16 protein-coding genes and 6 pseudogenes are annotated in these 23805 nt (G+C 63.6%); 9 read left to right on the plus strand and 13 right to left on the minus strand.

Annotation, left to right across the window (positions count from 1 at the left end):
- The first annotated feature begins 138 nt into the window (after positions 1–138).
- Together uvrA and KFB96_RS13990 are read left to right on the plus strand one after the other, a co-directional pair.
- Entirely contained in the window at positions 139–2964 is a 2826-nt protein-coding gene (uvrA, locus tag KFB96_RS13985) for an excinuclease ABC subunit UvrA (RefSeq protein WP_213457858.1), read from the plus strand.
- 670 nt (positions 2965–3634) lie between these two features.
- The gene (locus KFB96_RS13990) at positions 3635–5398 is read left to right on the plus strand and encodes an alkaline phosphatase (protein ID WP_213457857.1); all 1764 of its coding nucleotides are present in this window, start codon (positions 3635–3637) and stop codon (positions 5396–5398) included.
- A 956-nt stretch (positions 5399–6354) separates the two neighbouring features.
- Here KFB96_RS13990 and KFB96_RS13995 read toward each other — a convergent pair.
- The 3 genes and pseudogenes from KFB96_RS13995 to KFB96_RS27590 all read right to left on the minus strand — a co-directional run bounded on the left by KFB96_RS13995 (position 6355) and on the right by KFB96_RS27590 (position 10101).
- Entirely contained in the window at positions 6355–6927 is a 573-nt protein-coding gene (locus KFB96_RS13995; RefSeq protein ID WP_213457856.1) for a Uma2 family endonuclease, read from the minus strand.
- 454 nt (positions 6928–7381) lie between these two features.
- A complete protein-coding gene (locus tag KFB96_RS14005; protein WP_213457855.1) occupies positions 7382–7996 on the minus strand; it encodes a Uma2 family endonuclease in 615 nt (204 codons plus the stop codon).
- 225 nt (positions 7997–8221) lie between these two features.
- Positions 8222–10101, minus strand: a pseudogene (locus KFB96_RS27590) (type I restriction-modification enzyme R subunit C-terminal domain-containing protein).
- A 117-nt stretch (positions 10102–10218) separates the two neighbouring features.
- Between KFB96_RS27590 and KFB96_RS14015 the strand changes: the two are divergent.
- Positions 10219–10410: a type II toxin-antitoxin system HicB family antitoxin gene (locus KFB96_RS14015; protein WP_213457854.1), complete on the plus strand. Its 192-nt coding sequence runs from the start codon at positions 10219–10221 to the stop codon at positions 10408–10410.
- On the plus strand, positions 10407–10580 hold the full coding sequence (locus KFB96_RS14020; RefSeq protein ID WP_300970237.1) for a type II toxin-antitoxin system HicA family toxin: 174 nt from the start codon (positions 10407–10409) through the stop codon (positions 10578–10580). Before KFB96_RS14015 ends, KFB96_RS14020 begins: the two co-directional genes overlap by 4 nt.
- A gap of 513 nt (positions 10581–11093) precedes the next feature.
- Here the strand turns inward: KFB96_RS14020 and KFB96_RS27595 are convergent.
- A pseudogene (locus KFB96_RS27595) lies at positions 11094–11438 on the minus strand (type I restriction-modification system subunit M N-terminal domain-containing protein); the annotation flags it as partial.
- A gap of 529 nt (positions 11439–11967) precedes the next feature.
- Here KFB96_RS27595 and metH point away from each other — a divergent pair.
- Positions 11968–14673, plus strand: a complete 2706-nt coding sequence (gene metH, locus KFB96_RS14030; protein WP_300971717.1) for a methionine synthase — start codon at positions 11968–11970, stop codon at positions 14671–14673.
- A 202-nt stretch (positions 14674–14875) separates the two neighbouring features.
- On the opposite strand, the pseudogene KFB96_RS14035 reads toward metH, so the two are convergent.
- Together KFB96_RS14035 and KFB96_RS14040 are read right to left on the minus strand one after the other, a co-directional pair.
- Positions 14876–15401, minus strand: a pseudogene (locus KFB96_RS14035) (IS3 family transposase); the annotation flags it as partial.
- A gap of 116 nt (positions 15402–15517) precedes the next feature.
- On the minus strand, positions 15518–15703 hold the full coding sequence (locus KFB96_RS14040) for a hypothetical protein (protein WP_213457852.1): 186 nt from the start codon (positions 15701–15703) through the stop codon (positions 15518–15520).
- Positions 15704–15790: 87 nt separating this feature from the next.
- On the opposite strand from KFB96_RS14040, the gene KFB96_RS14045 reads away from it, so the two are divergent.
- Both KFB96_RS14045 and KFB96_RS14050 read left to right on the plus strand, forming a co-directional pair.
- Positions 15791–16051: a type II toxin-antitoxin system Phd/YefM family antitoxin gene (locus KFB96_RS14045; RefSeq protein WP_213457851.1), complete on the plus strand. Its 261-nt coding sequence runs from the start codon at positions 15791–15793 to the stop codon at positions 16049–16051.
- Complete coding sequence (locus KFB96_RS14050; RefSeq protein WP_213457850.1) at positions 16048–16314, plus strand: type II toxin-antitoxin system RelE/ParE family toxin; 267 nt, start codon at positions 16048–16050, stop codon at positions 16312–16314. The genes KFB96_RS14045 and KFB96_RS14050 overlap by 4 nt, the downstream gene beginning before the upstream one ends.
- Positions 16315–16320: 6 nt before the next feature.
- Here the strand turns inward: KFB96_RS14050 and KFB96_RS27600 are convergent.
- The 4 genes and pseudogenes from KFB96_RS27600 to recQ all read right to left on the minus strand — a co-directional run.
- Positions 16321–16467: pseudogene (locus KFB96_RS27600) on the minus strand (hypothetical protein); the annotation flags it as partial.
- A gap of 12 nt (positions 16468–16479) precedes the next feature.
- Positions 16480–16668 (minus strand): annotated as a pseudogene (locus KFB96_RS14055) (hypothetical protein); the annotation flags it as partial.
- 9 nt (positions 16669–16677) lie between these two features.
- Positions 16678–16773: pseudogene (locus KFB96_RS26815) on the minus strand (IS1595 family transposase); the annotation flags it as partial.
- A 285-nt stretch (positions 16774–17058) separates the two neighbouring features.
- Positions 17059–19263, minus strand: a complete 2205-nt coding sequence (gene recQ / locus KFB96_RS14060; protein ID WP_213457849.1) for a DNA helicase RecQ — start codon at positions 19261–19263, stop codon at positions 17059–17061.
- Positions 19264–19440: 177 nt separating this feature from the next.
- On the opposite strand from recQ, the gene KFB96_RS14065 reads away from it, so the two are divergent.
- Together KFB96_RS14065 and KFB96_RS14070 are read left to right on the plus strand one after the other, a co-directional pair.
- The gene (locus tag KFB96_RS14065) at positions 19441–20964 is read left to right on the plus strand and encodes a Ppx/GppA phosphatase family protein (protein WP_213457848.1); all 1524 of its coding nucleotides are present in this window, start codon (positions 19441–19443) and stop codon (positions 20962–20964) included.
- Positions 20965–21138: 174 nt separating this feature from the next.
- Positions 21139–21558, plus strand: a complete 420-nt coding sequence (locus KFB96_RS14070) for an SCP2 sterol-binding domain-containing protein (RefSeq protein WP_213457847.1) — start codon at positions 21139–21141, stop codon at positions 21556–21558.
- Positions 21559–21698: 140 nt separating this feature from the next.
- On the opposite strand, the gene KFB96_RS14075 is transcribed toward KFB96_RS14070, so the two are convergent.
- Genes KFB96_RS14075 through KFB96_RS14085 form a run of 3 tightly spaced genes read right to left on the minus strand, consistent with a single transcriptional unit; the run spans position 21699 to position 23649 of the window.
- Positions 21699–22460: an SDR family NAD(P)-dependent oxidoreductase gene (locus KFB96_RS14075; protein WP_213457846.1), complete on the minus strand. Its 762-nt coding sequence runs from the start codon at positions 22458–22460 to the stop codon at positions 21699–21701.
- Positions 22457–23158: an SDR family NAD(P)-dependent oxidoreductase gene (locus tag KFB96_RS14080; RefSeq protein ID WP_213457845.1), complete on the minus strand. Its 702-nt coding sequence runs from the start codon at positions 23156–23158 to the stop codon at positions 22457–22459. Before KFB96_RS14080 ends, KFB96_RS14075 begins: the two co-directional genes overlap by 4 nt.
- Positions 23155–23649, minus strand: a complete 495-nt coding sequence (locus KFB96_RS14085; protein WP_213457844.1) for a 6-carboxytetrahydropterin synthase — start codon at positions 23647–23649, stop codon at positions 23155–23157. Before KFB96_RS14085 ends, KFB96_RS14080 begins: the two co-directional genes overlap by 4 nt.
- Positions 23650–23805: the final 156 nt, after the last annotated feature.

A 23805-nucleotide genomic window follows, 5' to 3' on the forward strand; every position in this document is an offset into this window, starting at 1 on the left:
TCCGGGGTCTGCCTTGATCCGCGCCCCGACACCATCCACCGCAGACTGCCGGAACCTCTGCCGCGGGTAGAGACGTTCGAGCGGCCTTTGCGGAATAATCACGCATTGGCCGCCCACCGCCGCAGGTCTCCCAGCCCCATGGACACAATCCGCATCCGCGGCGCACGCACCCACAATCTCAAAAGCATCGATCTCGACCTGCCCCGTCAGCAGTTGATCGTCTTCACCGGCCTGTCGGGCTCCGGCAAGTCCTCGCTCGCCTTCGACACCATCTATGCCGAGGGTCAGCGCCGCTATGTCGAGTCGCTTTCGTCCTATGCCCGGCAGTTCCTCTCGGTCATGGAGAAGCCGGACCTGGACCATATCGAGGGACTCTCGCCGGCCATCTCGATCGAGCAGAAGACCACCTCCCACAATCCGCGCTCCACCGTCGGCACCATCACCGAGATCTACGACTATCTGCGTCTGCTGTTCGCGCGCGTCGGCCAGCCGCGCTGTCCGGCGCATGACGAGCCGCTGGAGGCCCAGACCATCAGTCAGATGGTCGATCAGGTGATGGCCTTGCCGGAGGGCGATCGCCTGATGCTGCTCGCCCCCGTCGTCTCGGCGCGTAAAGGCGAATACCAGCGGCTGATCGGCGAGCTGCATGCACAAGGCTTCGTGCGCGCCCGCATCGACGGCGATCTCTACGAGCTCGACGATCCGCCCGAGCTGGACATCAAAAAGAAGCACGACATCGAGGTGGTCGTCGACCGCTTCCGCGTGCGTCCCGATCTGGCCCTGCGTCTGGCCGAGTCCTTCGAGACCGCACTCAAGCTCTCCGGGGGCATCGCCCGCGTCGCCGCGATCGACGCGCCCGAGCGGCCCATGATCACCTTCTCGGCGTCCTTCGCCTGCCCGGTCTGCGGCTACAGCATCCCGGAGCTGGAGCCCCGGACCTTCTCCTTCAACAACCCGGTCGGCGCCTGCCCTACCTGCGACGGGCTCGGCATGGAGCAGTTCTTCGACCCCGCGAAGGTCGTGCTCCATCCGCAGCTGAGCCTGGCCAGCGGCGCGGTGCGCGGCTGGGATCGGCGCAACGCCTTTTACTTTCAGGTGATCCGTGGGCTGGGCGAGCACTACGGCTTCGATGTCGAGACCCCTTGGAATCAGCTCGACGCCCCGATTCAGGAGCTGATCCTGTTCGGCACCGGCAAGGAGAAGATCAAGCTCAAGCTGCCGCACGAGCGCGGCGCCGCCAAGATCCGCCCCTTCGAGGGCATCATCCGCAACATGGAACGGCGCTACAAAGAGACCGACTCCAATACGGTCCGCGAGGAGCTAGCGCGTTATCTCTCGCACCAGCCCTGCCCGACCTGCGGCGGCTCGCGTCTGAACGAAGCGGCACGCCATGTCTTTCTGGAGAGCCACAACCTGCCCGCGGTCGCAGCCATGCCCGTGGGCGACTCGTTGCGCTTTTTCGAGGGGCTGGAGCTGCCCGGCAAGCGCGGCGAGATTGGAGCGCGGGTCATCAAGGAGATTGCCACCCGGCTGCGCTTCCTGGTCGACGTGGGTCTCGACTATCTGACCCTCGACCGCAGCGCCGAGACGCTCTCGGGCGGCGAGGCCCAGCGCATCCGCCTCGCCAGCCAGATCGGCGCCGGGCTGGTCGGGGTCATGTACATCCTGGACGAGCCCTCGATCGGCCTGCATCAGCGCGACAATGCCCGCCTGCTCAAAACGTTGACCCACCTGCGCGACATCGGCAACACCGTCATCGTCGTCGAGCACGACGAGGAGGCGATCCGCGCGGCCGATCTGGTCGTCGACCTGGGGCCAGGCGCCGGCGTGCATGGCGGCGAGATCGTCGCCCAAGGCACTGCCGAGGAGATCGCGACCGCACCCGGATCCCTGACCGGGCGCTATCTGTCCGGCGATCTGCGAATCGACATCCCGACCCAGCGCACGCCCAACGATCCGGACCGGCAGCTGCGCATCCTGGGTGCGCGGGGCCACAACCTACGCACCGTCGATGCCGAGATCCCGGTCGGCAGCTTCGTCTGCATCACCGGCGTCTCGGGCTCGGGCAAGTCCACCCTGATCAACGACACACTCTTCCCGCTCGCCGCCCGCCATCTCAACGGCTCCAGCCTCCAGCCGGCACCCCATACCGCCATCGAAGGGCTCGACTCCTTCGACAAGGTCGTCGACATCGACCAGAGCCCCATCGGTCGAACCCCGCGCTCCAACCCCGCCACTTATACCGGGCTCTTCAACCTGGTCCGCGACCTCTTCGCCGCCGTGCCCGAGGCGCGCTCGCGCGGCTACGGCCCCGGCCGCTTCAGCTTCAACGTCAAGGGCGGACGCTGCGAAGCCTGCAAAGGGGACGGACTCATCCGGGTCGAGATGCACTTCCTGCCCGACATCTATGTCCAGTGCGACACCTGCAAAGGCCGACGCTACAACCGCGAGACACTCGAGATCCGCTACAAGGGCAAGACCATCGACGAGGTCCTGAACCTCACCATCGAGGATGCGCTCGACTTCTTCTCGCCCGTGCAGCTCATCAAGCGCAAGCTCCAGACCCTGATGGATGTCGGCCTGGCCTACGTGCGCCTCGGCCAGAGCGCCACCACGCTCTCCGGCGGCGAGGCCCAGCGGGTCAAACTCAGCCGCGAGCTCAGCAAACGCGATACCGGCCGAACGCTCTATATCCTGGACGAGCCCACCACCGGCCTGCACTTCCACGACGTCAAGCATCTGCTCGACGTCCTGCATCGCTTCCGCGACCAGGGCAACACCGTGGTCGTGATCGAGCACAACCTGGATGTCATCAAGACCGCGGATTGGATCATCGACCTGGGACCGGAGGGCGGGCACCGCGGCGGCGAGATCATCGCGGTCGGCACGCCCGAACAGATTGCCGCGAACGAGCGGTCCCATACCGGGCGGTTTTTGAGGCCGTTGTTGGAGCGTGGGTGGTGAGGGGGACGGATTGTGATTACGGCCATTGGGCCTCGTAGGGTCGGTAGAATCACCGGTCGGATGTGGCTGGAACAGGTGGCCGGATGGCTTGGAATGCATAGACGAATTGAACCTGCCCCCTTGCGCTTGCGAAGCCGGTGTCTGCGTTTGCCGATCAATCCGCAACGCCGCACGAGGCGTTGGCGTGCGCATTTCCGAGCGGTGCCTATGCGATACAGGAGATCGCAGAGCATTTCGGCGTGCACGACTCGACCGTCAGTGACGCGGTGCGCCTCAAGCGAACCGAGGCGGGCTCGACCGCGCCGGAGCCGAGCTACCGGATAGGTGTTTTCCGGACGCGACGCATCCGCAGTCGCCGAAGCATCTTACACGAATCGCGACATCACTCGAACTGTGCCCCTGTGCCCGGCAGGTCGCGTCAGCATGCCCTTGTCACGCAGTCTGAGTTTGGCCACCACCTCACCGCGCGCTTCTCGCGACATCGAGCCTGTCAAGCACTAGTTGTATCCGAGCTGACCGCAATCAAGAAAAGGCGAGTTATCACCATACCGTCATCGCGCCGCCAACGAGCTGCAATCCGGCCATTGCACTATTTGTGCCGCGGCGACGGGGTCTTCATTCGACTCGTCTCGCAACTCGACATCCTCAACATCTTCACCGCGAGCGAACCATGTACACACGACACCAACATAGGCTTTCGGGACTCCTGTCCCTATCACTCGTTGCCGGCTTGCAGTTTGCCGGCAGCGCCTCGGCCGCCGAGGTCAAGAACATCATCATCCTGATTCCGGATGGCCAGTCGCAGTCGATTCAGACCCTAGGCCGCTGGTACCGCGGCGAACCCCTCGCGCTGGATGAGATGGGCGCCGGGACCATGGCCGCCTGGATGGTCAATTCGATCACCACCGACTCCGCGCCGGCGGGGACCGCGATGGCGACCGGCTACAAAACGACCGACAAGTTCATCGGCGTCGGCCCGATCGAGGCCAACGCGCTCAGCACCTACAGGCTTCCGGCCGAGGTTCCCGGGGCCAGCGACGCAGAAAAATGGAATTGGTTCTCTTACCGTCCGCTCGCGACCGTGTTGGAGGGGGCCAAGCGCCAGGGCAAGGCGACGGGGCTGATCTCGACGTCGCGGGTGACCCACGCGACCCCGGCCGGTTATGCTGCACACGTGGACTCCCGCAGCCTGGAGAATGACATCGCCGAGCAACTGGTGTACCAGAATCTCGACGTCGTCTTCGGCGGCGGATGGGACCGCTTGCTTCCCACACCCGACGGCTCCCGCACCGACGGCGAGAACCTCCGGGAAGTGCTCACGGCTCGCGGCTATCAGTGGGTGCAGACCAAGGCCGAGATGACTGCACTGAAGGGCGGCAAGGCGTGGGGGCTGTTCGCCAAGTCGGCGATGATGCCGGACATCGATCGCCAATACTCGTGTGAGCAAGCTGACGAACAGGCTTGCAATGAGCCGACGCTGGCCGAAATGACCGGGAAGGCGATCGAGCTGCTCTCGAAGAATGAGAACGGCTTCATCCTGACGGTCGAAGGCAGCCAGATCGACTGGGCCGGCCACGCCAACGATCCGGCATACATGCTGCATGACTTTCTGGCCTTCGACGATGCGGTCAGGGTGGCGCTCGAGTTCGCCAAGACCAACCCCGGCACCATGCTCCTGGCCGCGCCGGACCATAACACCGGCGGCCTGACTCTCGGGAATCGCTCGGTGAACTGGACCTATACCGATATCACCGTGGAAGACCTGCTCGATCCCGTCAAAGGCATGCAGACCACGGCGCAGCTCATTGCCGGTACGCTCCCGGAAGGAAGGGATCCAACGCCCGCGGAGCTCCAAGCCGCCGTCCTCCAGTACTGGGGCATCACGCTGAGCGAGGAGGATGCCCAGGAGATCATTGCCTATGAGAAGGATCCGGACGTCAACGGGTATGGCTATTCCATCCCCAAGATCGTCAGTGAGCGACATACGGTCCTGGGTTGGACGAGCCACGGGCACTCCGGCGAGGATCTCCCCTTCTGGAGCTTCGGCACCAACGCTCCGGTCGGACACATCGACAACACGGACTTCGCCTGGTTCGCGGCAGAGGCGTTCGGTCTGAATCTGGATCTAAGCGACCCGAACGGACTCAACCAGAAGCTGTTCGTCGACCTGAAAAGCGCAGTCAAGCGCCCCATGAGCACGGACCTGACCAATCCGAACAACCCCGTCCTGACGATCGGGCAGCATGAGCGCTTCCACCTGCACGCCAACAAGGACTACGTGCTTTTGAAGCGCCCCAATGGAACCACGCTGACGTGCCTGCTCGACGGCGTCGTTGTCTACGCGCCGAAGGCGGACGACGGCAACGGCCGCTGGTTCGCCCCGGCGAAGGCGATCGAGGTCATCCGCAATCCGCTGGCACACTGCTCTCGCTGATGGGCCCGCTTGGCGGGAGGACTGCGAAGCGGGACGCCCGACGACTCAGGTGAAGCTGTTGTCGCCTAGCCCACGCTCAGCGCCGCCCGCCGAGCCGGCACGCACCACCCTCACAAGGGATTGACCACGCCTGACAGGGATGTCTCAACCGCGGCGCCCGATGGGCGAGCCCGGTTCGAAATCCGACGGAGACGCGACTGCCATCAACGTCCGCTGAGACCTCGCTTGTAAGGCCGGCCACCCGAAACATCAGTAACTCGTGACACCCGCTCTGCGGTGTCACGCATGACCCGTGGCGCTCTGCGCCACGTGCCGCGATGGCCGGAGTTACGAGCAAGGCATCCGCTGAGTCCCGCGTCGCAACTGGCGCCGCTCTTCGTCCGAGTGGCAGCATTGGCGGCGGAACTGGGCCTGCGTGCCAGGACGGGAAGGTGCGGCGGGGGGCAGGGTCAGGTCTTGTTTTCCAGCATTCTCGGGCTAGCTGTCCAAAGGGTTCCCAGTCCATAACCCCACCGAGCAGATCCGACAAGGGGGGCAGGGTCAGGTCTTGTTTTCCAGCATTCTCGGGCTAGCTGTCCAAAGGGTTCCCAGTCCATAACCCCACCGAGCAGATCCGACAATGGTCGGTCGGCGCAGGTGGCCCGGTACGTCCGGCCGACTGCGCAAAGAGCTGGCCGACACAGATCAGCTCGATCTGCCGATATAGCCCTGAAACCGTGGTCTGTCCCTGTTATTCCCCCCGGCATTCCCCTCAAGAAACAGCGTTGAGCATCGCTTCCGCATCCTGGATTACGGCCAGGACCGGCTGTTTTTGCGACGGTTTTTGGTTAAGTTAGTGCCATTCGGCTCTGACCTCTGTTCAGGCCGAGCTGGGAGGCGTGGTCACGTGGCGCATGAGAATTCTGTTACGGCGAAAGCACGACGACGGTGTCAACAGCCCCTTGCGGTTAGTGGTCTCAGCCGGGCAGGAGTCCGGTGTCGAGATAGATCTCGGCGAGGGGTAACGCGATGTCCAACCCCGGTAGCTCGACCGCGTCGTTCGCCTGCTGCGGTGTCCAGATCTCGCCCTCCTTGCGGTAATGCCGCACGGCGACCTCGCTCGAGTCGACCAGTAAGTAATCGGTCAGTGACTCGATGGTTTGGTACTGCATGAACTTGGTGCCCTTGTCGTCCTGGGCCGTGCTGGGCGAGAGGATCTCGACGATGAGCACCGGGTTCAGCAGTGTTCGCAGGCCGTTGATGCTGATGTAGCGCGGATCGCAGGCGACCGAGACATCGGGATAGAGATAGGGACTGCCGGCTTGAACCTTGACGCGCTGATCGCTCGGGAAGGTTCGGCAGTTGGAACCACGCAACCCCGCGCGCAGCTCTGCAGCGACATTGAGGCAGATGATGTTGTGCTCCGGCTGGGCGCCGCTCATGCAGAACACATCGCCGTTGCGCCACTCCCAACGCTCGCGCGCAGTCTCCGAGTCCAAGGCGAAATAGTCCTCAAGGGAGACAAAGCGATCTTTCAGGACGCTGGTCATCGGCAACTCCTGATCTGTTTTCGCGCCGCATCATTATAGGAGGGCCTCGCGGAACGAGTACAGGGTAAGATCCTGAATGCTACAGAGGGATCGGCTTGCTGCGGCTGGCCGTCCACGAGCAGCATGCGCGTCTAGTGCAGCATGGCAGATGTGGCGAGAGCATTCGTTGTCGTCATCGACTATCGATAGACTTCGCGCTCGGAGCTGGCATGGATGCGTTAGTTGCGCGGCACAAGTGGCGGGGTCACCCATGTAACGCAACCGCCGGTCGGGTCAGAGTGGCAGGGCGAGGTCTCCGAGGACACCCTCGTGACGTCTCACTGCCCGACTGACGGTCATGCGGCTGACGCCGAAATGCTCGGCGATGGCCTGCATGCTGTAGGCACCGCTGCGGAACGCCGAGTGAATTGAACCTGACCCCTTAAGCCCCCGCTTCTGCGGCGATCGATGCCCCTCAGAATCCAGGCTCCCAAATCGGCCGCAGATTGAGCAGAAAGCCCGGCAGCTCGGGATCACCCGAGATCGACTCCAGGTTGTCGAATGCCTCCACCGGCTGGCCGGGGCGGTAGACAAAGACTTGGCGCGCCTCCGGATTCAGCAGCCAACCCAGACGCACGCCGTTCTCGCGATATTCCTCCATCTTGGCCTGAATGGTCTCGAGGCTGTCCGATTTGGAGCGCAGCTCGACGACAAAATCCGGTGCAAGGGGTGCAAAACCATCCTTTTCGGGTGATGCGAGGCGGTCCAGCCGATCGCGTCGCACCCAGGATGCGTCCGGGGAACGTGTCGCGCCGTCCGCAAAGCGGAAGCCGGTCGAGGAGTCGAAGGTTTCGCCGCTGTTGTCCTTCTCCGCCCATGAGGTCAGGGCGCTGATCAATTTTGCATTCTTGCGGCCCGTTCGGATCCCTGTCGGCGGCATGATCTCGATCTCCCCTTGGCCGTTCAGCTCGATGCGATAGTCCGGGTTGGCGCGACAGAGGTCGAGAAACACGGACGCGTCTTCCGCCGCGGGTGGCCACCGCAGCCGAAAGGTCCGATCCGGAACAGTCAGGAATTGAATGGTCTGCATCGCGTCACCGGTTTGAATGGATTGAGCGCCTGGGTAGTCGGCTTCGATCATCCGTAGGATGAAAGTATAGGCGGCGACTCAGGCAACGCAGCCGTTTGATGAACTCAAAAATAGCTGAAAGATCTCTATTTTTTTTAATATCTTAAACCGCGCCGGCTCCAACGGCCGTCAAGTCTGCCGGGACCGATCCCATCCAAAAACATCGCATACCGCTCCGGGCGCGGTTTAAGCGGCCGCCTCGGCATAAAGCCACTTCTGAAAGTCGACAAAGAGTCCCTTGATCTCGACGGCGCCCCCGAGATCGGCGACCGCATCGCTCAGCGAGTTTCGGTATCTGAGTCGAAGCAGGGGTGTGAGTTTCTCGGTCTCCAGCTCCTCGACACCGACCTGCACGTAATGCAGCAGCACGAAGTCGAGGAGCGCTTGTTGGGTGCCTACGATCCGTGCATCGATGATGACCTTTGCCCGTGCCGCGCGCTCCTCGCGCGAGAGCGGCGCGACCGCGTAGCCGACATAGGCGAGCACGTCGAAGAGGTCGCTCTTCTCCGCCTCGATGATCTTCTGCATCTCGACAAGCTGCGCCTTTCCGAAGCCCTGCTCCGCGAGCCCTGCGAGCAGCCGCGCGCGGGTGTCGGGCAGGCTCCACAGCCGGCGCAGCTCGTCCTCGTCCTTGAAGAACTCGGGCAACCGGCCGAACAGCGCCTCCATGAACTGCTGGGCGGACATCGGCGTCCCGTCGGGGTGCCAGAAGGAGGTCACCGTCATGTGCTGGATGGCCCGCTCCTTGCCGTCGGCGAGCTTCACGCGCGCCTTCCGCCGCTTCGCACAGACGCAGGGGATCTCGCCGCAGACGTGACAGGGCGGTGGCGGCTCCTTGATACAGACGCAGGGCACCATTCCGCAGCGCTCGCAGGGGTCGGGGTCCGGCGTCTTGCACACGCAGGGGGACTCGCCGCACCGCTCGCAGGTCTCGGGGGCGATCGGCTCCCCGTCCCACTCCGGATCGCTGAAGTGGTGGTGTGCCTTCACGAAGTCGTAGATGGTGAAGTAGTCCTTGCCGTCGTAGAGTCGCGTGCCGCGGCCGATGATCTGCTTGAACTCCACCATGGAGTTCACCGGACGCATCAGGGCGATGTTGCGGACGTTGCGCGCATCCACGCCGGTCGAGAGCTTCTGCGACGTGGTCAGGATGGTCGGGATGGTCTTCTCGTTGTCCTGGAAGTCGCGGAGATGTTGATCGCCCAAGGCGCCATCGTTGGCGGTGACGCGGTGGCAGTAGTTCGGGTCGGTGCTCGTCTTGGCCTGGTTGACCAGATCACGCACCGCCAGCGCGTGCATCTGGTTGGCGCAGAACACCAGGGTCTTCTCGCGCTGGTCGATCGCCGACATAAAGATGTCGACGCGCTTCTTCTCGCGCTCCTTGATCTCGATGATGCGGTTGAAGTCCTTCTCTTCGTAGCGCTTCCCCGCTTCGATCTCGCCCTCGACCAGGGTGTCGTCGGGCGTGTAGATGTACTCGTCGAGGGTCGTTGCGATCTGCTTGACGCGAAACGGGGTGAGAAATCCGTCGTTGATGCCTTCCTTGAGCGAGTAGATGAAGACCGGTTCGCCGAAGTAGCGGTAGGTGTCCGCGTTGTCCTTGCGCTTGGGTGTTGCGGTGAGCCCGAGTTGGACCGCGGGCGCGAAGTAGTCCAGGATGGCGCGCTAGGCGTTCTCGATCGCGAAGGTGCGGTTCCACAGCTCTTCCGGCGAGGGGAACCGGGCGACTTCGCCCTCGGCCCCGTCTCCATGTCGACTTCGTAGATGCCCTGCCCGTTGCTCGAAAAGGCAAAGCGGATCGTGAGCTTGCCCGCATAGTTCTTCGACTGCCCGACGCCCTCGGTCAGTGCCTTGTCCCATGCCTTCGCTTCCAAGGTCGCGAGCTTATAGCTCCGATACACCAGCACATAGTCGGCCGTGAGCGACTTCCCGCGCTTGCCGTTGCCCTCGATGCGCCCGAGCGTGATCGGGTACTCCCGCAGGATCCGGCTTCCGTCCACGACACCCCATCCCGCCGCTTTGAGCGCGGGATCGATGTGTTCGGCTCTGGTTTCGGATTCGTTCATGGGTGTTCGTTAGCGGTGACCGGTGATATCTTCAGGGTGTCGACGGCGGGGAAAAGGGGTCGCAAAGCGGTCGGAGCCCTTTTCCGGAAATCAAATTCGAACCAGTGAAGGCGTGCCATGACAGTGCTCAAATATACCTATTGGCAAGATGACGGCATGTGGCTCGGGTACCTCGAAGAATACCCGGATTACACGACACAAGGTGAAACGCTGGAAGACCTGCAGGATAACCTGAGAGACATTTACCAGGAACTGACGAGTGGTGCCATTCCGTCCGTGCGCCGTGTCGGAGAACTTGCGGTCGCATGAAAAGGCGTGAATTGATCGCCAGGCTCCAACAGATGGGCTGTGTTCTGATCCGTCATGGCGGTCGGCACGATTGGTATCAGAATCCGAAGACCCGAGAATCTCAGCCCGTACCGCGGCATGTCGAGATCAACGAGTATCTGGCAAATCACATTCTCAAGAAATTGAGCTGACCCGCCGCGCGCAAGAAGCGCAATGGCCAAGAGCCGCATCGGGCACTCCCGCGGGATCCGGCTCCCTCCCACGAAATACCATCCCGCCGCTTTCTCTGGTCACGAAGCTCCGGCTTCGTGATCTCGGCGATGAAGCTCTGCTTCACGGGACTGCGGCTTCGAGCTTCGCCTGGATCGATCCGAGCCTTCCTTCTCGAATTCGCGAAGCGGAGCTTCGTCTCGCGGGTGACGAAGCCGGAGCTTCGTCACCAGATCAATCGGGTACTCCCGCAGGATCCGGCTCCCTTCCACGACACCCCATCCCGCCGCTTTGAGTGCGGGATCGATGTGTTCGGCTCTAGTTTCGGCTTCGTTCATCTTAAACCGCGTCCATGACGATATGCGTCGTTTTGAGTCATCAACCAGGGTAGTACCAGACCTTGCGCGTCGGCGCGCCCTTCTCGAAGAAGAGCACCACGGTCTTGACTCCGGCCCCCTGGAAGGTCCCGCCGGGGCAATCGAGCACGGTATGCAAATGGTATCCGGCCCGCTCGCCCGCTGTCTGAAGCCGTGCAGATAGGGGAAGAGTTTGCGGTCGACAAACTCCACGAGGTCGTCGCCCGTCAGCGCCCTGTTGTGGTCGCGTCTGCCGTCCCGGTCCTTCGGCGCCGCCCAACGCTCCCACCGATAGGGCGGATCGAGGATGTCGCTGTAGGTCCGGCCTTCGAGCTCGGCCTCCGTCGCCCGCTCCTGCTCCAGGTCGTCGAGATATTTCAGGAACAAGAGCCAGGAGGTCTGCTCCGTGTAATCCAGCTCCGAGCTGCAACCCGCCTCCTTCCAAAGCACATCGTCGATGTTCTTGTATGCCTGTTGAAACAGACGTCCGATGTCATTCGTCACCGCCACGTTCTCGCTCCTGCTTTGCTGTCCAGATCATCCCGCACGGATCATACCCCTTCGATCGGATCCGCATCGCTCACGCGCTTGTCGAACGTTTGACCCCGGCCACGCACGACCGGACCTCCGAGCCCTACGGCATCGACTTGATATTGATGTGAATTTGTCCTGATCCGCGCATGACGGGATACTGCACATCGGGTCGGACGGCCTTGCTCACTGTCGGCCCGGACCTTATAGTCGGACCGCTAGAAACATTCACGATGAATGCCATTCTTATCGTGACAGACGCCGAGGCCCGCTTCTCCTCGGTCGTCGAGCAGGCCAGCCGCGACACCCTCATCGCAAGAGTGGGCTCGGGGAGCCTCGTCTGACGGCCTATTTCCGCTTGCCGGTGCGTGATCTCGGCCCGCTCGACCGGCTTCCGGCGGCGCAGGCACAGACCGCCGGGCTGGTTCTGACCACGCGCGATCCGGTATTTTGCCACGTATGATGTACGTACCCTGCTCGCCTGAGCGCTCGCGTCCGACGGCGCCGAGCCGCAACGCAACCGCCCCCGCCACAGCGAACCCATGCCATGACCCCACAAGCCACCTTCATCAACATCGGCGAACGCACCAACGTCACCGGCTCCGCCAAGTTCAAGCGACTCATCCTCGACGGCAACTTCGACGCCGCGCTCGATGTCGCGCGCCAGCAGGTCGAAAACGGCGCCCAGGTCATCGACATCAACATGGACGAGGCGATGCTGGACTCGCAGGCCGCCATGATGCGCTTCCTGAACCTGATCGCCGCGGAGCCGGACATTGCACGCGTGCCGATCATGATCGACTCATCCAAATGGTCGGTGATCGAGGCCGGGCTCAAGTGCGTCCAGGGCAAATGCATCGTCAACTCGATCAGCATGAAGGAGGGCGAGGCCGCCTTCCGCGAGCAGGCCAAGAAGGTCAAGCGCTACGGCGCGGCGGCCGTGATCATGGCCTTCGACGAGGTCGGTCAGGCCGATACGCAGGACCGCAAGTTCGAGATCTGCGCCCGCGCCTATCGCATCCTGGTCGATGAGATCGGCTTCGCGCCCGAGGACATCATCTTCGATCCGAACATCTTCGCCGTCGCCACCGGGATCGAGGAGCACAACAACTACGCGGTCGACTTCATCGAAGCCACCCGGCGCATCAAGCGCGAGCTGCCTTACGCCAAGGTCTCGGGCGGCGTCTCCAACGTCAGCTTCTCCTTCCGCGGCAACGACCCGGTACGCGAGGCGATCCACTCGGTCTTCCTCTATCACGCCATCCGCGCCGGGATGGACATGGGCATCGTCAACGCCGGCCAGCTCGCCATCTACGACGACCTTCCGGCGGAGCTGCGCGAGGCGGTCGAGGACGTCATCCTCAATCGCCGCCCGGATGCCACCGAGCGGCTGCTCGATCTCGCGCCCAAATACAAGGGCGACGGCTCGGGCATCGAAAACAAGCAAGATCTCTCCTGGCGCGAAACGACGGTCGAGAAGCGCATCGAGCATGCGTTGATCAAGGGCATCACGGACTTCATCGTCGAGGACACCGAAGAGGCTCGCCAGAAGCTCGGCGCGCCGATCAACGTCATCGAAGGACCCTTGATGGACGGTATGAACGTGGTCGGCGACCTCTTCGGCGAGGGCAAGATGTTCCTGCCGCAGGTGGTCAAGTCCGCGCGCGTCATGAAGAAGTCGGTTGCCTATCTGGAGCCTTTTCTGGATGCCGAGAAATGCGAGGGCGACACCCAGGGCCGCATCCTCATGGCGACGGTCAAGGGCGACGTGCACGACATCGGCAAGAACATCGTCGGGGTCGTCCTCCAGTGCAACAGCTATGACGTCATCGACATGGGCGTCATGGTCCCGGCCGACCGGATCCTCGCGAAGGCGCGCGAGGTGAACGCCGACATCATCGGGCTGTCCGGCCTGATCACCCCGTCGCTCGACGAGATGGTCCATGTCGCCAAAGAGATGCAGCGCCAGGGCTTCACCATCCCGCTCATGATCGGAGGAGCGACCACCTCCAAGCTGCACACGGCGGTCAAGATCGAGCCGCAGTATGCGCACCCGGTCATCCATGTGAAGGATGCCTCGCGCGCCGTCGGCGTGGCGGGCAGCCTGCTGTCGAAGGAGATGAAGGAGAAGTATGTCGCCGGTGTGCGGGCCGAATATGTGCAGATCCGCGAGCGTCGCGCTTCGCGTGACGAGGCCCGTGACCTCGTGCCGCTGGCCAAGGCCCAAGCCAACCGCACACCGATCGATTGGGAGCACTACCAGCCGCCGGTCCCCGCCGAGCCGGGTGTGCAGACCTTCCACGACATCCCGCTCGGGGAGATCGCAGCCTACATCGACTGGACCTTCTTCTTCCACGCCTGGGAGCTGCGCGGGCGCTATCCCCAGATCCTCGATGACCCCGAGAAGGGCGTCGAGGCGCGCAAACTCTTCGACGACGCCAAGGCGATGCTGCACAAGATCATCACCGAGAAGTGGCTCGGCGCCGCCGCCGTCATCGGCATCTTCCCCGCCAACGCCGTCGGCGACGATATCGCCGTCTATGCCGACGAGGACCGCAGCGACACCCTGCTGACCTTCCACTGTTTGCGCAAGCAGGGCAAACAGCCGCCCCGCAAATACAACGAGTGTCTGGCCGACTATGTCGCTCCGGTGGAGACCGGCATCCCCGACTATGTCGGCGGCTTCGCCTGCACCACCGGGATCGGGATCGATGAACGGGTTGCGGCCTTCGAGGCCGATCACGACGATTACTCCGCCATCATGCTCAAGGCCATCGCCGACCGACTTGCAGAGGCGCTGGCCGAGATGCTCCACGCTCGGGTGCGCACACGCCACTGGCGTTATGCCTCGGACGAGGGCCTGAGCAACGAAGACCTGATCGAGGAGCGCTACCAGGGTATCCGCCCTGCCATGGGGTATCCGGCCGCCCCCGACCACACCGAGAAGGATCTGCTCTGGCAGGCCCTGGATGCCGAGCGCAACACCGGCATCTGGCTGACCGAATCCAAGGCGATGGTCCCCACCGCCGCGGTCAGCGGGCTCTATTTCTCGCACCCCGACAGCCGCTATTTCGCGGTCGGCAAGCTCGCCCGCGACCAGGTCGCCGACTACGCCGAGCGCAAGGGCATGCCGCTGCCCGAGATCGAACGCTGGTTGGCGCCGAATTTAGCCTACGAGGCGGAGTAGCGGACAGAGCCGCGTAGGAAGCATGACGATGACCGGAAAGCGTTGAAACCTGGACGTCGCCGTATTTCATCCAGGCCGCGAATCCGTCCGGCGCGCTGGAAAGGGTTTCACATCGGAAACGCTTGAGTGAGGTTCCTTCGGTTTTTCGTCTTCCAAGGGCAGGGGTTCATGCGACCTGTTTTTCTCCCTCCCGAGCGTTGAGCTAGTCGTTCAGAAACAGTGCCGGGGAAGTGTAACCGAGGGTGGAATGCAGACGCTTGCGGTTATAGAACACCTCGATGTACTCGAAGGCGGTGGCCTTCATGGTGTCGCGGGTGGCGAAGCGCTCCCCGAAGACACGCTCGTTCTTGAAGCTGTTGAACCAGCTCTCGGTCGGGGCGTTGTCCCAGCAGTTCCCCTATGCGGCTCATCGAGCAGACCATGCCGTACTGCGCCAGCTTTTCCTGGAACGCATGGCTGGCGTACTGGCTCCCCCGATCGGAATGGTGGATCAGCCCCGGGGGCGGCTTGCGTCGAAACCAACCCATGGTCAGCGCGTCGGTGACAAGGTCGGCCGTCATGCGCGGCTTCAGCGACCAGCCCACGACCTCGCGGTTGAACAGGTCCAGCACGATGGCCAAGTACAGCCAGCCGTCATCCGTCCACAGGTCGGTGATGTCGGCACTCCAGAGCTGATTCGGGCCGCTCGGGGCGAAGTCGCGCGCGAGCAGGTTGTCGGCCACCGGCAGATCCAGGCGTACTTCACAGCGCATTCCGCGCGAAGTACGCCGTCGCTTTTTTTAAGATGTCGACCTCGCGCTTGAGCCGCGCGCCGTTCTCCGCGCGCAGACCGCCGCGACTTGTCTCAAGCAACATCGGCAACCACGCGCTCGATCCGGAGTGGGTAGATACCGCTCTTTTGCGCGTCGAGAATCGTGCTCTCGCCAATCCCGTCCGCGGTATAGCCGATGTGACATTCCAACTCACGGATTCGGCGCGCACGCTCGGGCAGACCGGTTGAACGTTCCCGCGAACGCTGGCGCTTCGGCAAGCCCCGTGTCCGAGCTTCGCGGACCTTGACAGGACCCAAGGAAGGACCTAGCTTACCGGTACCAAAATCTGTACAGCTATCTCCCCGATGACCAGACTCACCGCCACGGACGCCCGCGCCACCCTCTTCGACCTGCTACGCGGCACGAACGAGCGCCATGAGATCTATCATATCCGTCATCGCAACGGCGACGCGGTGCTGATGTCGGAGGACGAGTATGAGAGCCTCTTGGAGACGCTCGCGCTGCTGTCGGCCCCTGGATTCAGGGAAGCCTTCGAGGAGGGCCGAGCGGAAGCAGAGCGCGAAGACACCCTGTCGTTCGAGGAGGTCTTCGGGGAGCCTCAATGAGCGCCCCGGCCAGGTACCGGGTTCGCTTCACCCGGCAGGCCGAGAAAGACATCGCCAAGCTCAGCGCGAAGATGCGTGCAAAGCTGATGGACATCGTCCGTTACCGCATCGCGGTCGATCCGCACTCCGGAAAGCCCTTGATCGGGCCGCTCAAGGGCTACTATTCGGTACGATTGAGCTACCAGGATCGGATCGTTTACAGCATCCAGGACGATGAGCTCGTCGTCATCGTCGTGCGCGCCCGAACCCACTACGGCGACTGACCGTCGTCAGCCGGCAAACTCGAAGGCCACCTGCCACTCGGCGTCGAGCCTCAAGCGGGCGGCCACGCGCTCACCCCCGGAATGGGTGAAGCCGCGGATGAGATCGGTGTGGCAGTGGGGAATGAGGCGGCAGATATCCGTCTCGGCGAGTTGTCTGCCGGCGACTCAACTTCTCACTATCCCGGGGCACGGTGCTTGCGGCTGCGGCTCGGGGCGCCGCGCGCAGGCCACCGCAGCTATCGGCAGGCGGGGCGGCAGCGCCCGCAAATCGAAGCGGCGGTTGAAGCGATAGGCGATCGCGCCGAGGTAGCGTGCGGCATACTTGCCGAAATCGAAGCCGTGGTAAGCCCCGCTGAAGCCGGACCAGACGGTCAGTCCCAGTGTGGTGGCTTCGAACAGCGTCCCGGCGATCAACGCGGTCCGGTGATGTCAGGCATTGCACTGAAAGGTCTTGCGGGTGCTGCCGCGCAGGTATCATCGACCTTCGCGTACCCGACCATACACGACCCCGGATGCGGGAGGGGCACTCGGCCCGGAGCGCGCTACCACAGCTTGCCGGCGGCAATGACAAGGCCGCCGACCGTGGTAATGAACCCGATCAGCTACAGGAAGTGACGGTCGTGGCGACGGATCATCTCGTCGAAGCGCTTGTCGACCTGCTCGAATCGATGTCTTGCTGGGTCAAGCTCATGGCGGACTCCCCTGGATCGCGCACAGCGGGATGATATAACGAGCCGGCGCGGATCAATCCCCGGCGGAGATCCCCATACCGGCCCGCACGCAGCTCAAGAGGCCATAGTTGTAGCGGCCTTCGAAGGCGTCGAAAATGGATTTGAGGCTGATGAGTGCGCCCTCCGGCTGTTGCTCGATGGCGAATTCGATGGCCCGCAGGCTGTCCCGGTCGAGGTCGATCACCTCGCCGACCGAGAGTTCGCCGACCTCGATGCAGCGCGACAGGTGCGTATAGATGGTGCTGGCCTTCAGCTCGCGGCGATCGGCGATCGCCTCCACCGAGAGCCCGGAACGCAACAGCGCCAGGGTCTCGCGCACCGAGTCGTTCAGCTCGATCGCACCGACGCGGGCCTCGCTTGCAGCCGCTCGGGCGGCCGGCAGGCCCGGCACCCGGTCCGGTCGGCCGTGCTCGGCTTCATGCAGGGCGAGCAGCCGCAAGAAGCCCTCGCCGAAGCGCTCGAGCTTCACCTGACCGACACCGGTGATCCGAGACAGCTCGTCGCGATCACGCGGGCGGTAGGTCAGCATCTCGTTGAGCGTGACATCGTTGAAGATGTGGTACGCCGGCACATCCTGCTCCAGGGCGAGCTGACGCCGGTAGTCGCGCAGGGCCTGCCAGAGCGCGAGTGCCTCCGGATCGGTCGGCAGCGCCATGGCGGGGCGACGCGCGGCGGAGCTCGTGCGTTTACGGTCCGGGTCCCGGCGCAGGTGCAGGGTACGCTCGCCCCGCAACAAGGGACGGCTCTGCTCGGTCAGGCACAGCGCGCCGTGTCCTTCGAAATCGACCCTGATGAACCCGGCCGCGACGAGCTGGCGATAGACCGACCTCCATTGATCCGCGCTCAACTCCTCGCCAATGCCGAAGGTCGTGACTTGGTCATGTCCGAAGCGGCGGATGCGCTCGTTCTTCTTGCCGAGCAAGACATCCACCAGATAGCTGCTGCCGAAACGCTGGCCCGTCCGATAGATGCAGGAGAGCGCCATCTGCGCCGCCCGAGTCCCGTCCCAGGTGGCGACCGGCTCCAGGCAGGTGTCGCAGTTGCCGCAGGGCTTGGGTAGCGGCTCGCCGAAATAGTTGAGCAGAACCTGGCGCCGACATTCGGTGGTCTCGCAAAAGCCGAGCATGCTGTCGAGCTTCTGCATCTCCACCCGCTTGAAGCGCTCCTCGGCCTCGGAGTCCTCGATCATGCGACGCAGCATCACCACGTCGCCCAGACCGTAGGTCATCCAAGCATCCGCGGGCTGACCGTCCCGGCCGCCGCGTCCGGTCTCCTGATAGTAGGCCTCCAGGCTTTTGGGCAGGTCCAGATGGGCGACGAAGCGCACGTCCGGCTTGTCGATCCCCATCCCGAAGGCGATGGTCGCGACGATAACCACGCCCTCCTCGCGCAGAAACCGCGCTTGGTGCGTACGCCGCGTCTCGGCCGGGAGCCCCGCGTGATACGGCAGCGCTGCGATGCCCTGGGTCGCAAGATAGGCCGCCGTCTCCTCGACCTTGCGTCGCGACAGGCAGTAGACGATTCCGGCATCACCGGGATGCTCGTTGCGCAGGAAGGCGATGAGCTGTTGACGCGGGCTGGCCTTCTCGACGATGCGATAGCGGATGTTCGGTCGGTCGAAGCTGGAGACGAACTGTCCGGCCTGCTCCAGACCCAGTCGGGTCAGGATCTCCGCACGGGTCGGCGCATCGGCGGTCGCGGTGAGTGCAACGCGCGGGATTTGGGGCCAGCGCTCGTGCAGCAGGTGGAGCTGGATGTATTCGGGGCGGAAATCATGGCCCCACTGGGAGACGCAGTGGGCCTCGTCGATCGCGAACAAGGCAACCCGGATGCGATCCAACAGCGCGAGGAAACGCTCGGTCAGCAGACGTTCCGGGGCGACATAGATCAAGTCCAGATCGCCCGAGAGCATCGCCTCCTCGACCGCGCGGGCCTCCTGCAGCGTCAGCGACGAGTTCAGCAAGGCGGCCCGCACGCCGAGCTGTCTCAACGCGTCGACCTGATCCTGCATCAAGGCGATCAGCGGCGAAACCACGACCCCCACGCCGGGGCGCAGGATCGCCGGGATCTGATAACAGAGCGACTTGCCGCCGCCTGTCGGCATCAACACCAGCGCGTCTCCACCGTCGATCAACCGGTCGATGATCTCGGCTTGGGCGCCGCGAAAACGGTCGTAGCCGAAGACCCGGTTGAGCACCTGAAGCGGCGTCTCGTTCATCCTGTCACTCCACGGAATCGCAACCGCATCGGTTGCGATGCGTATTTTAACCTATTCGTGTACGCGCGACCCTCTGACCTCGCGCGCTCCAACATCCCGAGCAGCATCGACGTACGACACCCGCGATGGCGTCGGCTTCTGGTACCATTTACGCGCCGTTCAGCGTTGGACCCTGCCATGATTGAAGAGCCCGTCCAAGACGCCGTCGAGACCATGCTGCCAGAGGTCGTCGCAGCCGTCGATCTCGGATCCAACAGCTTTCACATGATCGTGGCCCGTATCGGCAACGGTCATATGCAGGTCACCGATCGCATTAAGGAGATGGTCCGGCTCGGCGAGGGCGTGGGCGAGGACCGGCAGCTCGACCCGCAGGTCGTCGAGCGCGCATTGGCCTGTCTGGAGCGCTTCGGCCAGAGGCTCCGCGGGTTTCCACCCGGCAGCGTGCGGGCAGTCGGCACCAATACCTTGCGTCAGCTTGCGCCCGACAGCGACTTTCTGTCCCGTGCCGAGGCAGCGCTCGGCCACCCGATCGAGGTCATCGCGGGCCGCGAAGAGGCTCGGCTGATCTACCTCGGCGTCGCCCATGATCTCGCCGCGGGCACCGAGCGCCGCCTGGTCGTCGACATCGGCGGCGGAAGCACGGAGATCATCGTCGGACTCGGTTTTTCACCGCGCCTGCGCGAGAGCCTGCACATGGGCTGCGTGAGCATGTCGCGCCGTCACTTCGCCGACGGGCGCATCACCGCCCGCGCTATGGAGAGGGCCGAGCTCACGGGAGCACTCGAGGTAAGGCCCGTGCGCGAGTTGTTTCGCCGCACCGGCTGGCAAACGGCGGTCGGCAGCTCCGGCACCATCAAATCCATTGCGGCTGTCCTCGCGGCCGAAGGCTGGTGCGAAGACGGGATCTCGGCGCCGGCGTTGCTGCGGCTTCGCGATGCGCTCTTGGAGACGGGCCGAATCTCCTCTCTCGCGCTCAAGGGTTTGGCCGAAGAGCGTAAGCCGGTCTTCGCCGGCGGTGTCGCCGTCCTGCGATCGGTCTTCGAGACGCTCGGGATCCAACATCTACAGGTCTCGGAATACGCACTGCGTGAAGGCTTGATCTACGAAACGATGGGCCGCAGCCAACACGTCGACGTCCGGGAACGCACCGTCGAGACCCTCGGCCGACACTTTCAGATCGATCAGGATCACGCTCAGCGCGTCCGAGCGACGGCGGTGGCCCTCTTGCGCCGACTCACCGGGCCTTGGTCGCTGCAGGACCCCAACCACAGGCTCATGCTCGCGTGGGCGGCACGACTCCACGAAATCGGCGTCATGGTCGCCCACAGCCAGCACCAGAAGCACGGGGCCTACCTGCTGCGCAACGCCGATCTCGCCGGCTTCACGCGACCGGAGCAAATGCTGCTTGCCGCATTGGTGCTCGGACACAGGCGGAAATTTCCCGTCCAAGAGCTCGCGGTCCTACCCCACGGAACCGGGGAGCCGGCACGCAGGCTCTGCGTCATCCTGCGGCTGGCCGTTCTGCTGCATCGCGGACGCTCATCGGAAAGCAAACCCAATCCGACGCTTACCACCGACGGGGACAACCTCGCGTTGAGCTTCCCGGACGATTGGCTCTCCGATCACCCCTTGACCCGGTTGGAGCTCGAAGAGGAGGCCGAGCGCCTGGCTTCCGCCGGGATTCGTCTGGAATTCGGGTGAGACTGTCGGGTCCGCCCGGATGGAACCGCGTGCCGGCCCATATCCTTTTCTCCTCATCCTGGTAAAATCACCAGGGCAGCAGGGCCGTGCTTCGGCCGGTCCCGCAACCCGACACACCGACGGCCGCGACAACGCGCGCGTTTTTTTGTACTGCCAACCCGGAGGACAACAACGATGGCCGCACTCTTTTCAGCAGAATGGATGAACCATCTCAAGGACGCTTGGAACGGCGAGCCGGAGGTCACGGACAAGCTGGCCGAGATTGACTTCGACTCAGTGATCTATTGTGGATTCAAGGACGAAGAGAACCCGCGCGGCGTCTTTGTCGTCGAAAAGGGCGTCTGCGTACGCGCCGGTGCTTGGTCGGACAACGACCCGCCCGCCAACTGGGATATGCGTGCCGACCTTAAGGACTGGCTCAAGTGGGTCGAGAAAGGCATCGGCATGACCGGCATGGGCGCCGCCTTCATGACCGGCAAGCTCAAGTTCAAGGAAGGTGACTACAAGGCGATGCTGAAGGATCCGCGCATGGCCAATCCCTTCGTGAAAAGCTTTGGGCTGATGCAGCAGATCCCGACGGACGAGCTCGGCTGAGCCGCGTCCTCGGCAACATGTGTCGATTCGAGGTGGCTGTAAGGTCACCGCGAATCGACGGACCCGGCGAGACGCGGCTCAGGTTGATTGACGGAGCGTTCCGCGCTTGGCGGCTAAGCTTGATGACGGCCCTTCTCGGTTCAACCGAGCGCATAACCCGCGTCGACATTGAGGCAGGCACCGGTGATTCGGCGCGCGTCCTCGGACGCGAGAAAGAGCACGGCACGGGCCACGTCGCCCGGCTCTACGGCCTCTTGGCGTAAGCGATGACGGCGCTTCACGGTCGAGGCGATCAGATCGGTCGCACCGCCCCACATCGGTGATTCCACGACACCCGGAGCCACAGCATTCACCCGAATGCCGCGCGCGCCGAGTGCCATCGCCAACCGCCGCGTCAACATCTCCAGACCCGCCTTGCTCGCCGAGTAGCTCGTGGAGGTGCAGGTCTCGAAGGGGTGCTGCGCACAGGCCGACGACATGTTGATGACGACCGGGGCGGCGCTGTGCTCGAGCAAACCGAGAAAGCCTTGCGTCAGCGCAAAGGGCGCGATCAGGTTGACCTCCAGGGTCGTCCGCCAGGCCTCGACCGTCTCCTCGAGATCACCTTGGCTCAAGATCACGCCGGCATTGTTCACTAAGACGTCCAGACGCCCATCCGTGTCGCGAATCTCGGCGACGAGTCGCTCGCGGAAGTCCGCATCCGTCACGTCGCCTACCCGCAGACGCAAGACACCCGCGTCGATTGTCTGACCCCACTGCTGCGCAAGCGCGGCGACCTTCTCCGGATCCCGCCCGCAGGTCACGACCCGATCGCCGGCCTCGATGAAGGCGGCGACGAGCCCTTCTCCGATCCCGGATGTCCCGCCGCTGATGCAGACGATGCGCGGCGTCGTGGCGGTCATCGCTCGCGCTGCCCGAGATTGGCGTGGATGAGCGCCCCGTTCAGCACCGGGGCATGGGCCGCGAAGGCCACGGTGTCGGCAATCTCTTCCGGCTCGATCAGCCGATCGAACGCCGACATGCCGGTCACGGCGGCAAGGGTGTCCGGATCGCCGCCGATCATGGCACGGATTTGCTCGGTATCCGTGAAGCCGGGGCAGATCATGCAGGTGTGGATCCCGCACCCGGCAAGATCTTGGCAAGTCGAACGCATCATCCCGGCCAGGGCATGCTTGGCGATCACGTAGCTCGCCACGCCGGGAACCGCCTTCTCCGCCAGGGTCGAGCCGATGTAGATGATGCTCGACCCGACACCCATGTGCGGCAGGGCCAACTGGTTCAGGGCGTTGGCGGCGACCAGATTGAGCTCGAGCACGGCGCGCAGATCCTCGCTCGGCAAGGCGTCGATGCTGTCGCGACGCATGACCGAGGCGTTGTGGACCAAACAGATGCGCTCGGCATCGGCCAACCAGGCTTTAAGCGGGACGGCGATCCGATCGATCGCGTCCGGCTGAGCTAAATCGCATGTCAGGTTCTCCACCCCACGCTCCGTGCAGGGACGGCGAGAGAGATTGACGACGACGCTGCCCTCCAACAGAAAACGGGTCGCGATGGCGCGACCGATCCCCGCACTCGCACCGGTGACGACAAGTAGATTCATGGTGTACCCCAAGACGAAAAGGCCCATTGTCCTGCACCCGACGAGACACCCAGCTCGATGGCGCGCAGATCCCGACACGCCAGCTCGGATCGCGCACGCAGCCGCGCCAGCAGCAGCTCGGCCAGCTCTTCGATCGTCACGTTTCGAATGGGCAGGAGCAGCACGTCGCGCTCGAGGAAGGCCAGGCGCTCCTCGCCGAACCAAGCGACGACCATTCCGTCACCATGCTCGATCCTCAGATGCGGCGACCGCTCCGGCAGCAGCAGGCGCTCGTCGAGCTCATCGCAAAGCGACTTGAGCACCCGCTTGAGCATGACGTAATCGAACGCCATACCGTCCGCGCCGACCGGCGCCGTGACATTGCAGCGAATCCGAAAATTGTGGCCATGCAGGTTCTCCCGCTCGGTCGCGGAGAAGATGGTGAAATGGCCGGCGCTGAAATTAAGATATTCCTTGCTGATCTCGATACGGGTGAGTATGTCGGTATCCAAGGTCGTCTCCGGTGCTGCACCGGCGCCCCGGATCCGGAGCACCTATCGGTGACGGGCGCATAGATCGTCGTTCTGCCCGACACTTCGGGGATGTGGGGGCACTCGGCCGAATCCAAGTTAAACCGCGTCCGCGGTACATGATGATGCTTCGATCCA

This window comes from Thiocapsa sp. (assembly GCF_018399035.1).
Taxonomy (GTDB): Bacteria; Pseudomonadota; Gammaproteobacteria; order Chromatiales; family Chromatiaceae; genus Thiocapsa.